11 protein-coding genes and 1 pseudogene are annotated in these 10,905 nt (G+C 67.6%); 8 read left to right on the plus strand and 4 right to left on the minus strand.

Annotated elements, in window-relative coordinates:
* Both JCO01S_RS14500 and JCO01S_RS14505 read left to right on the plus strand, forming a co-directional pair.
* A partial coding sequence (locus JCO01S_RS14500) for a nuclease-related domain-containing protein (RefSeq protein WP_157074644.1) occupies window positions 1–1,195 on the plus strand: 1,195 nt, incomplete at its 5' end.
* Between the two features lie 408 nt (window positions 1,196–1,603).
* Entirely contained in the window at window positions 1,604–2,401 is a 798-nt protein-coding gene (locus JCO01S_RS14505; protein WP_157074645.1) for a hypothetical protein, read from the plus strand.
* 661 nt (window positions 2,402–3,062) lie between these two features.
* Here the strand turns inward: JCO01S_RS14505 and JCO01S_RS14510 are convergent.
* The 3 genes from JCO01S_RS14510 to JCO01S_RS14520 are packed head-to-tail and all read right to left on the minus strand — an operon-like array spanning window position 3,063 to window position 5,190.
* Window positions 3,063–4,331 carry a hypothetical protein gene (locus JCO01S_RS14510; protein ID WP_068257336.1) on the minus strand — a complete coding sequence of 423 codons (1,269 nt, stop codon included), beginning with the start codon at window positions 4,329–4,331 and terminating at the stop codon, window positions 3,063–3,065.
* A complete protein-coding gene (locus JCO01S_RS14515; protein ID WP_157074646.1) occupies window positions 4,328–4,960 on the minus strand; it encodes a hypothetical protein in 633 nt (210 codons plus the stop codon). The genes JCO01S_RS14510 and JCO01S_RS14515 overlap by 4 nt, the downstream gene beginning before the upstream one ends.
* Before the next feature lie 5 nt (window positions 4,961–4,965).
* Window positions 4,966–5,190, minus strand: a complete 225-nt coding sequence (locus JCO01S_RS14520) for a helix-turn-helix domain-containing protein (protein ID WP_068257323.1) — start codon at window positions 5,188–5,190, stop codon at window positions 4,966–4,968.
* A 117-nt stretch (window positions 5,191–5,307) separates the two neighbouring features.
* Here JCO01S_RS14520 and JCO01S_RS15800 point away from each other — a divergent pair, with 117 nt between their 5' ends.
* Window positions 5,308–5,634, plus strand: coding sequence for a hypothetical protein (locus tag JCO01S_RS15800; protein WP_157074647.1), 327 nt, complete (start codon window positions 5,308–5,310; stop codon window positions 5,632–5,634).
* A 207-nt stretch (window positions 5,635–5,841) separates the two neighbouring features.
* Window positions 5,842–5,991, plus strand: a pseudogene (locus JCO01S_RS15555) (zinc finger domain-containing protein); the annotation flags it as partial.
* 120 nt (window positions 5,992–6,111) lie between these two features.
* On the opposite strand, the gene JCO01S_RS14525 reads toward JCO01S_RS15555, so the two are convergent.
* The gene (locus tag JCO01S_RS14525) at window positions 6,112–8,058 is read right to left on the minus strand and encodes an acyltransferase family protein (protein WP_245634461.1); all 1,947 of its coding nucleotides are present in this window, start codon (window positions 8,056–8,058) and stop codon (window positions 6,112–6,114) included.
* 68 nt (window positions 8,059–8,126) lie between these two features.
* Between JCO01S_RS14525 and JCO01S_RS14530 the strand changes: the two genes are divergently transcribed.
* The 4 genes from JCO01S_RS14530 to JCO01S_RS14545 all read left to right on the plus strand — a co-directional run.
* Window positions 8,127–8,417, plus strand: a complete 291-nt coding sequence (locus tag JCO01S_RS14530; RefSeq protein ID WP_068257328.1) for an acylphosphatase — start codon at window positions 8,127–8,129, stop codon at window positions 8,415–8,417.
* Window positions 8,418–8,479: 62 nt separating this feature from the next.
* On the plus strand, window positions 8,480–8,794 hold the full coding sequence (locus tag JCO01S_RS14535) for a chorismate mutase (RefSeq protein ID WP_068257330.1): 315 nt from the start codon (window positions 8,480–8,482) through the stop codon (window positions 8,792–8,794).
* A gap of 33 nt (window positions 8,795–8,827) precedes the next feature.
* Entirely contained in the window at window positions 8,828–9,592 is a 765-nt protein-coding gene (map, locus tag JCO01S_RS14540; RefSeq protein WP_068257333.1) for a type I methionyl aminopeptidase, read from the plus strand.
* An 86-nt stretch (window positions 9,593–9,678) separates the two neighbouring features.
* Window positions 9,679–10,905: chromosome segregation SMC family protein (locus tag JCO01S_RS14545; protein ID WP_157074648.1), on the plus strand; the 1,227-nt coding region annotated here is incomplete at its 3' end.

Below are 10,905 nucleotides of genomic sequence, written 5' to 3' on the forward strand. Positions count from 1 at the left end.
ACCCAGTCACGATCCGCACCAGTTCGCCTCGACTGACCCGCGCAAGCTGGCGGGCTTTGATGTCTGGGAGTCGATGTCGAAGTCTGCTGGTCAGATCAGCTGGTTGCCTGAGGCGCGGCGCGTTCAACAGGAGCAGACCAACGGTGTTTCGAATGGGCAGACGAAGGTTGAGGAGCGGGGTACCAGGTCCACCGGGAGCCCCGCGCGGCGACTGGTGATCTGGGCGGGTATCTGGCTGGTCGCGGTCATCATTTACGGCAGTGTGGGCAGCATGGGCGATGCCGGGAGCTTCGGCGTCGGGGCCTTCTTCGGAGCGTTCCTCTTCGGGTTGCCATACGGGCTCGGAGTCCAGAACGGATTCGTGAAGTTCTGGCAGACGCTCTACTACGTCTTCGCCGTGCTGACTCTGCCGGTGGCGCTCTTGGTGCTGCTGGAGCCGACCACTGCTTTCGGAGCTGTCGCCGACCAGCCTGGCTCGGGAGCTGCGACGGCCCTGGTGTTGGCTGACGTGGCGGTGGCGGTCTCCTACGGGTTCACGCTGCGGGCCGCGCGGAAGCTACGCGGTGCGGCAGGCTCTACACCGCCTGCCGTGGCGTACGACGGAGAGCTCATTTCTGCGGAGGCGGCCGATACATACAGCCAGTGGGGCGACCCCGGCAGAGGGCTGAACAACCCCCAGGAGAATCCGTTCCCGGAACGCCAGTCGGAGCTCGGCTTCGAAGGCGAGGTGCTCACCAGCCAGCTCATCGACGAGCTGACCGCCATCCCAGGGGTGAAGGTCGTCCATGGGATCAACCTGCCCGACTTCGGCAAGGCGGACATCGACCACGTGATCCTCTGCGGAGACCTGCTGATCCCGGTCGACTCGAAGAACTGGTCCGGCGGCAGCTACTACTGGCTCAGTGGTCAGGTTATGGCCACCACTGCATGGGGGCTGCAGCGTCGTGGGGCACCGATGTCGTGGGCGCTGGAGCCGCTGCGGCAGCTCTTCCCGGACAAGCAGGTCGTGCCGGTGATCGTCATCCACTCCCACGTCGGGGAGCAGGTGGTGACGAACAACCAGGCCAAGGGCCCCAACGCGACTCTGATGTCCCCTGAAGAGTTCGTCGAACAAGTCGGACGAATGTGCCTCGACCAGCAGGCCCAGAGCGTCGACAGGGCTGCACTGACTCGACTCATTCGCCTGCTCGCCTAGGGCGGCCGGCGGGGGAAGGGGGAAAGGACCACGGCATGTCATGGTGGCGACGCGGCGTGAGCGCGAGGTAGATGCGACGAGCAGGGCGTTGGCTGCGGAGGGGGCGTCCCACAGAGGAAGAACGTTGGCCCGCGAGGCCTTTGGATCACTGCCCTACGTGCCGTGACGGTCCCAGAGGAGCGCTCGACCGCGCAGTAGCAGACCGAGGCTAACGCGATTGGCGAGCCCAATGGCCTGCTATCGCCGACACCGATGATTCCGCCGGCGCTTCACGAGGTGGCGCGGCGGTCGAAGAAGGACGCCCAGCAGAGGAGGAACACGATGCCCGGTCACCTTCAACGTCGAACCACGACACAAGGTGGACTTGCCCATGGTCGAACGTCTGTCGAAGCAGGGCAGGCCACGTCATTGGCCGATCTGGCCTTCACAGAGAAGGCGCTCACGTACACCGACGATATCCCGCGCTCATTTCGTTCTGGGGTCAGAGCGTCCACTGAGCTCGCCCTCCGCGCCTCGCAGACAGCTCGCAGCGGCGGGGAGCTCATTCATGCCGACTCTGAGCCCGCGATTATTTCCCCTCGCTCCGAGTCGGCTACCCGCAAGGTCGACCGTTCGGCCATCGCTTCAGGGGTGCGTCAGCTCGACAAACCTCGGAAGTCCTCCGGACGCGTGGTGCAACGTCGCATCGGGTGGCAGGCGACCCCCGACCGGATCGTCATCACCACCGCCGAGAGAGAGCTCAGCAAGACCTCCACCGGCAAGTTGTCCCCCTCCGGAGAGTGGCTGATCGAAGATCGCCGCACGTACTGCGACATCAACGGCAAGGCCGCCAAGCGAACCGGTGATGTTCCTGTCGATACGAAGCAGAACTCCTCCGCGGGACGGCATTCCGATCCAGCGGCGTCATCAGGCATCGAGGCCAGCGTCGCCGAGCAGTTCCCCGAGGGGGCTCGGTCCCTCGGCCTTCTGCCCTCGGCGGTGCGCTCCTCAGCTATCGCTCGTGTCGCCTCTCCGGTGCAGTTCGATGGCGTGACCACGCAGTGGTCTGAGCCGGATGGCACCCCGGCCTCCTTCGAGGTCAACGTCTTGCGCATGGACGCCCAGCGCGCAGTGGTCATCCACGCCACCAGCGCTGTCGGTTCCTCCTCCTGGTCGGTCTCCCAGGCGACGTACCGACTCTCCGAGGCGGAGATCGAGCAAGCATGACCAGAGACGGGCAAGCCTACGATGAGCCGCTCGGGCCGCTGCGGAGCTTCCACCGGGGGGATCAAGTACGCGGGGCGGCGGCTGTTGCAGAGATGCCACCCCGACCGCGGCGGGAAAGGGTAGCCGCCGCCGAGGTGAACAACGAGCTCGGAGCGCTCTCTGAGCCGGATTGAGCACGACCAGTCCCTGCAGGCCGGACGAAGGGCTGTGAGCTTCGTCCCGTCATCAGCTGGTCGCGGGCGCAGTCGTCCTGCGGTGAGTGTAGGTGGCTTCGACCTCGGCCAGGGTGCGGTGGCCTAGAGTGTGGTGGAGTCGCTTCGTGTTCCACCAGGTGATCCTGTCCAGTGTCGATGACCTCGACCGTGGTCGCCGAGGGCCAGATGCGCTGACGACGGAATAGCCTGCAATCGGAGGTGCCCACCGCCCTTGAAGCGCTTGGTCGAAGGCGCTCACCCCAAGTCGGACGTCGCGATGACCGACCGGTGATCCGAGGCCTCCACGTCGTCTCGAGGCCTCCGGTGGTGACTGACTCGACCGCCTCGGTCAGCGCATGGCTGACCATCAGATAGTCGATCAGCTCACCACGGCCCCGGTAGACACGAGTGAAGCACTGCTCCTCGTCGATCTGCGGGGTCAGATCCCACATCCGCGCAGCATCGCCCTAGATCGGGTAGTTCTTGGCGTCAGGCCACGGATCTTTCCAGCCGCGGTTCTTCGGATGGCTGGCCAGCCACTGACGGATGTTGATCAGGACTTCATCGACGTCGTGCATCAAGCGCTTCTGTTTGCGCACGAAGGTCCGATCGGTCACGTTGCTGCGCAGGGCGTGCGCGGGCTTCTGCCGTGCAGCTCGCACCTCGCGAAGCGGTGTAAGTGCCCACTTCGCCGTGTCGGCTTCGACGCGGTTAGTCGTCATGAACATCTCAAGCCGACCGAGGGTGCCCAGAGTCTGCCCTGCGGCATTCCTTTTGGGGGCTCCCGCTCTGTCTAGCGCTTTGCCGTCGATGTTGTCCGACAAGAGCTTGTCGAATGAGTGGATGAAGTGGTCCCACTCGCGCTGATCTGCACGCAGGATCCAACCGAAGTCGTCGGGTGGTTCGTGGGTCTTGAAGAGCTTCGCGCCCCAGACGTTCTCGAACAGGTGGTTGATGTTCCCCAGCTCCTGTGTCAGCCTCGCGAATGGCCCGATTCCGTCGGGCCAGTTGCCCATTTGCGTGCCGTACCAGACCGGGTGGGGAGCGATGTCGTCGGCCTCGACCTGGAAGCTGGCCCACCGTTGCTGGTGCTGGGGCGTCAGATCCTTCAGATCGCCGTAGAACGCCGCCACGCGTCGGACGATTGGCGACTCCGGGTCCTCCGGGTCGTACTGGCTCATGTCGTACGCGAAACCCAGATGCATCATGCCGACGTGGCCCTTGTCGGGCTGATTGTTGTCGTAGGCATCGTCGGACAGTCCGAAGTTGATGCCGAAGTCGTCCATGCCGAACCGGAACCGCGCGTCATTGCGATATCCCTCGAGCACATCAGCGCTGAAGAAAGCCAGCTCCAGCGTCGAGCGGCCACGCGCCATGGCTCGGGAGAACGGAGCGTCCTCGTACTTCTTGGGGAGCTTCACTCTCTTCATGGCCTTAGCCGTGGGGTAGAGCGCGACACCGTAGTCGTCTTCGGAGAGCTCGCGCAGATCCTCGACCTGATCGGCGACGGCCCGGCGCGACGGCCACGGCCGAATGTGGATGTTCATGAAGTCGTCGTGCCCGACGACCTGGACGAGGCCGGCTTCGGCCAGCTCGACCGCGGCTTCGATCACGTCATCGGTGACTCGATCCGGCCGGATGTGCAGTCCATTGAAGTCCCGTGACGTCAGGTAGCGCTGTCTGACCCGCTTCAGAAGGTCGCGCGCGCCGGGGGAGAGGTCCTTCTTTGCAGTCATGCGCATCCCTCAGTCGAACGCCCCACCCATGACAAGCGCAGTGGCCGCCTTGCCTTCTTGACGACGGCTCCCAACTCCGGAGTGACGGCCTCCACCTCGGCCCGAAGGTCATCGACAGCAACGCTGAGTCCTTCGCTCTTCGCCTTTGCTCTGTCGCCGATCGCGGTCGGGCCGTTTGTCGCGTGGATCGTCGTGTTGTACTGCGTGCCGATATAGGTGTCGACAGCTGCGTCGACGAGTTCTTCGCGCGGCCATTCGGAGAGGGGCGTGCCCGCTGTAGCATTCGCGACGAGATCGACGAGCTGGGTACGGATCTGACTGAGGGCACGGGCGAACAGCGGATCGGATGCCGTGAAATTCATGTTCACAGCCTCCTGGAGCCGGGGTAGCTCCTCGTTCCACACGTGCTGTGCGTAGGCCAATTCTGGCTCCGTGAACGGCACCGACTTCTGCACAACGATCTTCTCCGACTCTTCGATCAGTTGGTACAGCGGCAGAGTATCGTCGATCGCCGTCTGCGCCTTGATAGGCAACTGGAGCGTGGCGACGTCGCATCGTCCCACCAGGTGCGGATCGTCGAGCGAGCGCAGTAGCACGGTGTCCTGATGTTGATTGTCCAGTGCAGTCACAATGGTCACTCGATCGTGGCAAGGAGTTCCGCCGGTTTCACGCCGAGGGCCAGGGCTAACTTGACGATGATGTCCAATGTCGGATTGCGGCGACCGCGCTCCAGACCGCTGATGTAGGTGCGGTCGAGGCCGACGTGGTGCGCGAAGGCTTCCTGAGATGGCCAGCCACGCTTCTGGCGGAGGTCGCGAAGATGCTCGCCAAATGCGATGCGATGCGCGAACTCCCTCATATTTCAACGCTTTCGCTACGATGATCATGAGTCCACGGACTATGAGTCATATTGGTCTACCGGTGCGTGTGATGGTGATCGCGTTGCGCTTCGGGTGGTGCGGAAGGTGAAGAGAGCATGGTCTCGGAAGGCGAATGGATAGACGTTGTAGCAGCTGCGGAGCGCCAGAAGTGCAGCGCGAAGAGCATCCGTCGACAGGTCAAGGACGGACACCTCACGGCACGAAAGGAAAAGTCGAGCGGACGTGATGGACGCCAGGTCATCAAGACATGGATCCGCGCCTCGGATCTTGGTGATGCGTTCGGGGATACGGCTCGGGACGAGCATGTTCGGAAGATTCGAGCATCGGCACGGCCGCTGACGGCCGGCCAGAAGATTGCCATCCGCAATGTCTTCCTCGAACACTTTCGGGAGCGTGAAAGCGACCAGAGGAGAGGCGGATAGGGGGTGCGGACGGGTGGTGAGCCCCCGTGGGTGCTCTTCCGGGGTGGGCGTCCCGAGAGCAGGCCGTGACGTTCATGGTCAGGATCTGTAGCCTGGCCTGCAATGCAATCAGCGGAGTCAGGGTCTGAGTGCGAGTAGCATCCGTATCCCATCATCAGTTGAGTGGGGATTCGACTCATGAGTCGTGAATGTCAAATAGGTGTAGAGTCGGGCTACTTCGACCGGTCGCTGTCCGCCTACGGCCGGGAGGGGCTGCCGTGCCTGCGCTGCGGGACCCCGATGCGGCGGGAGCAGTTCACGAATCGCAGCTCCACCAGCTGCCCCCGGTGCCAGGTGCGCCCCCGCCGGGCGGGGTGAGGTCGCGGCCCCGGATGGAGCCCCGACACGTCGGAACTCGTCGGGTGCTGGTCCCCCTGGTGGCAGCGGCGCTGCTCGCGCCGACCGACCCGCGTCGACCGCGCGGCAGACCCCGCCGGGTCAGGGGCGGGGGAGCTCCTCGAGCTTCGGCTTCTTCCCGGTGTGCTTGTAGGTCAGGTCCGCGAAGGCCTGCCGGATGGTCGCCGCGTAGGTGTGCGCCCCGCCGAGCGAGGGGTGGATCCCGTCGGGCTGCAGGTCCTCGGGGGTGACCGCGTCGTCCCAGTCGGCGATGGCGACGTTGTCGTGCTCGTCGGCGATCCGCTGCAGCTCGGCATTGTCCTCGTCGATGCGCGAGAGCCGGTCGGCGTGCAGGTTGACGAGGACCACCATGTGCTTTGGCCCGATTTCGTCGATGATCTTCTCCACCGTCTCCGGGTCGGTGCCGGCGTTGGTGCCGAAGGCCAGGACGACGCCGCGTCGCAGGCTGTCGTCGGCCTCCTCCACGGCCTCGAGCCCGTCGCTCCACTGCCGGTTGGACTCGCCGTCGATCTGGACGCCGGGGAAGTAGTACTCCAGCGCGGGGATCGAGCCGACGACCATGGAGTCGCCGAAGACGTCGATCTCGTCCCCCTCCGGCATCGTGAAGCTCTTCTTGCCGGTGAAGGTCGGCGCCGGTGTGGTCTCGCGGGGCTTGCTCGGGGAGGCGGAGGCATTGCGCTCGATCGTCTGCTGGGTGCTCGAGGTGTCCGGCGCCGTGAGCACGATCGCGACGGTCAGCGCGGCGAGCGAGCCGAGCACCCCGAGGGCCACCCGGCCGCCCACCTTCGAGCGCAGCGTGACCGCACGCCACACCCGGCGGCCGGTCTCGCGGAAGCCCCGGCGCCGCACCGGGGTCTCGATGAAGTGGAAGGACAGGTCGGCCAGGGCGAGGGTGACCAGGACGGCCCACAGCCGGGTCCAGAGGAACTGCGAGCTGCCCGACGTCGCCGGCAGCGTCGCGGAGACGATGAGGATGACCGGCCAGTGCCACAGGTAGATCCCGTAGGAGCGTTGGCCCACCCAGCGAAGGGGGGCCAGCTCGAGCACCGTACGCAGTGCGCCCGGGCGGTCGACCGCCGCGAGCATGATGATGGCCGTGGCCAGGGAGGCGAGCGGGATGCCGACGGTGAAGGTCCACGCGTGCTCCTCGCCGGTGAAGTACAGCAGCCCGCCCAGCGTCGCGATGGACACGAGGACCAGCCACGGCCGCAGCCGGCGCCACCAGCGGTGGATCGTGAAGGCCCGCCCCGGCCCCGTCCACAGGAAGGCCAGCGCGGCGCCGAGCATGAGGCCGATGAGGTGGGTGTCGGTGCCGTAGTAGGCGCGCGTGGGGTTCTCCGCGCTGTGCTCGAGCACCATGAGCACCGCGGACGCCAACCCGATCAGCACGACGCAGCTGGCCAGCACCCCTTCCTTGAGGCCGGTCCGTCGGTGCACCGCGAGGAGCGCCAGCGTCACCAGCGGCCAGAAGAGGTAGAACTGCTCCTCGACCGCGAGGGACCAGAAGTTCATGAACAGCTGCGGCGAGGTGGACTCGAAGTAGTTGCTGCCGGCGTAGATCTCCACCCAGTTCGTGGAGAAGGTGAGCGCTCCGAGCGCCTGCCGCCCGATCCCGACGAGCAGGTCCTTCTCGACGGTCCGGGCGATGATGATCGAGACCGGGACGACGACGAAGAGGGCCGGCAGCAGCCGTCGGGCACGCCGCTTCCAGAAGCCGGGCAGGTCCACCCGCCCGGTGTCGCGCCGCTCGCGCAGCAGCAGCGTCGTGATGAGGAAGCCGGAGATGACGAAGAAGACGTCGACGCCGAGGAACCCGCCCGGCAACCAGTTCGGGTTCAGGTGGAAGACGATGACCGCCGTGACGGCGAGGGCGCGCAACCCGTCCAGCCCGGCGAGGTGACCCTTGAGGGGGCGTCCCTTCGGCTGGCTGCCGGAGTCCGGCTCCCCGCTGTCGGGCACGCCGACGGAGGGCACCTGCTCCGACCCCCCGGTCGTGGGTGCCTCCATGGTGGCGTTTCCGTGGCCCACGGACCTGAAACTAGGCACCGCGGCCCCCGGGGTGGTGGAGGCGCACCGTGACACCTTAGTTTCGGGGCATGGAGACCACAAAGCGCGCCACGTGGTTCGTCAGGGGTCGCGTCCAGGGAGTGGGATTCCGCTGGTGGACCCGCGCTCGCGCCCTGGAGCTCGGCCTCGTCGGACACGCCCGGAACATGGACGACGGGCGGGTCGAGGTGCTCGCCCAGGGGTCGCCGGACCGGCTCGACCGGCTGGGGGCGCTGCTCGAGGAGCCGGTCTTGAGCACCGGCCGACCGGGCCGGGTCAGCGGAGTCGAGCGGCTCGACCAGGCGCCGCGCCCCGGCGTCGAGGGCTTCGTCGAGAAGTAGCGCCGGTCCCGGCCTCCGGACGGGCGTGGGCCGAAGGGGGCCTCGCCCCCTAGCCTGTGCCCGTGAGCGAGACACCCTCCGAACTGCTCCGGCTGCGGCAGTCCATCGACAACATCGACGCGGCGCTGATCCACCTGCTCGCCGAGCGCTTCAAGGCGACCCAGCAGGTGGGCCACCTCAAGGCCGAGCTGGCACTGCCCCCGGCCGACCCGGCCCGTGAGCACCGCCAGATCGAGCGGCTGCGGCGACTGGCGGACACCGCGGGGCTGGACCCGGTCTTCGCGGAGAAGTTTCTGGGCTTCGTCATCGCCGAGGTCATCCACCACCACGAGCGCATCGCCGGCGAGCGTGGCCCTGCCGGGGCCGCGGGGGACTGACGCCCGCGCCCGGCCCTCGCATACGGTGGTCGGGTGATCGAACTGAAGACCCCCGACGAGATCGAGCGGATGCGACCGGCCGGTCGGCTCGTGAACTCCGTCCTCGACGCGCTGGTCGAGGCCGCGGACGTCGGCGTGAACCTGCTGGACCTGGACGCCCTCGCGCACGACATGATCCGCGAGGCCGGCGCGACCTCCTGCTACATCGACTACCACCCCTCCTTCGGTGCGATGCCCTTCGGCAAGGTGCTGTGCACCTCCGTCAACGACGCGGTCCTGCACGGCCTGCCGCACGACTACCGCCTCGAGGACGGTGACCTGCTCTCCCTCGACTTCGCCGTCTCCGTCGACGGCTGGGTCGGGGACGCGGCCCGCTCCCTCGTCGTCGGCCGTCCCGACACCGAGGACCTGCGCCTCATCGACACCACCGAGCGGGCGCTCGCGGCGGCGATCGACATCGCCCGGCCGGGGAAGAAGCTCGGGGACATCGGCGCGACCATCGCGGGCGTGGCCCGCCAGGAGGGCTACTCGGTCAACACCGACTTCGGCGGGCACGGCGTCGGGCGGACCATGCACGGCGAGCCGCACGTGGCCAACGACGGCCGCCCGGGCCGGGGGATCCCCCTTCGCCCCGGTCTCGTCATCGCCATCGAGCCGTGGTTCATGGCCGGCACCGACAAGATCCGCACCGACCCCGACGGCTGGACCCTGCGCAGCACCGACGGCTCCCGGGGCGCGCACAGCGAGCACACCATCGCCATCACCGCCGACGACCCGATCATCCTCACCGCCGGCTGACCACGCTGCTCCCCGGGGCGGCGGGCCGGGCGACGTAGCATGGCCCGGACCGCCCAGCCGACCCCAGCCCCCAGGAGAGCCCGCTCGTGTACGTCAAGAGCCTCACCCTCAAGGGCTTCAAGTCGTTCGCCTCCGCGACCGACCTGCGCCTCGAGCCGGGGATCACCTGCATCGTCGGGCCGAACGGCTCGGGCAAGTCCAACGTCGTCGACGCGCTCGCCTGGGTCATGGGGGAGCAGGGGGCGAAGTCGCTGCGCGGCGGCAAGATGGAGGACGTCATCTTCGCCGGGACCTCGGGCCGGGCACCGCTCGGCCGTGCCGAGGTGACGATGACCATCGACAACACCGACGGTGCGCTGCCGATCGACTACACCGAGGTGACGATCAGGCGCACGATGTTCCGGGGCGGCGGCTCCGAGTACGCCATCAACGGCACCTCCTGCCGGCTGCTCGACATCCAGGAGCTGCTCTCCGACAGCGGCATCGGCCGGGAGATGCACGTCATCGTCGGGCAGGGGCAGCTGGACCAGGTGCTGCGGGCCAGTGCCGAGGAGCGTCGCGGCTTCATCGAGGAGGCCGCCGGGGTCCTCAAGCACCGCAAGCGCAAGGAGAAGGCGCTGCGCAAGCTCGAGGGGATGGAGGGCAACCTCTCCCGGCTGGCCGACCTGACCACCGAGATCCGTCGGCAGCTCGGCCCCCTCGGCCGGCAGGCCGAGACCGCCCGCAAGGCGGCGGTGATCCAGGCCGACGCCCGTGACGCCAAGGGCCGCCTGCTCGCCGACGACCTCGTCCAACTGACCTCCACGCTCGAGCAGGAGGTCGCCGACGAGAAGGCGATGCTCGAGCGCCGCTCGGCCCTCGAGCGGGCCGTCGCCGAGATCCGGGACCGGATCCACGAGCACGAGGAGGCGGGCAGCGGCGCCGACGCGGCCCTGGCCGCCGCGCAGCAGCGTGCCGTCTCGCTCGCGTCCGTCGCCGAGCGGCTCACCGCCACCGCCTCCCTCGCCGCCGAGCGGGTCCGCCTCCTCGGACAGGACGAGACCGAGGAGACCACCACCGGCCGTGACCCCGAGGAGCTGCGCGCCCAGGCCGAGCGGGTGCGCGCCGACGAGGAGACCCTGCGCGGCGAGGTCGAGCAGATCACCGAGCAGCTCAGCGAGACGGTCGCGGCCCGGGAGGCCGCGGAGGAGGCCGCCACCGCCGAGCAGCAGCGGATCGCCGCGCTCGCCCAGCGGGCGGCCGACCGCCGCGAGGGCCACGCCCGCCTCACCGGCCAGGTCGGGGCCCGCCGCTCCCGTGTCGAGGCGGGCGAG

Origin of the sequence: Janibacter corallicola NBRC 107790, assembly GCF_001570965.1 — a bacterium.
Lineage (GTDB): Bacteria > Actinomycetota > Actinomycetes > Actinomycetales > Dermatophilaceae > Janibacter > Janibacter corallicola.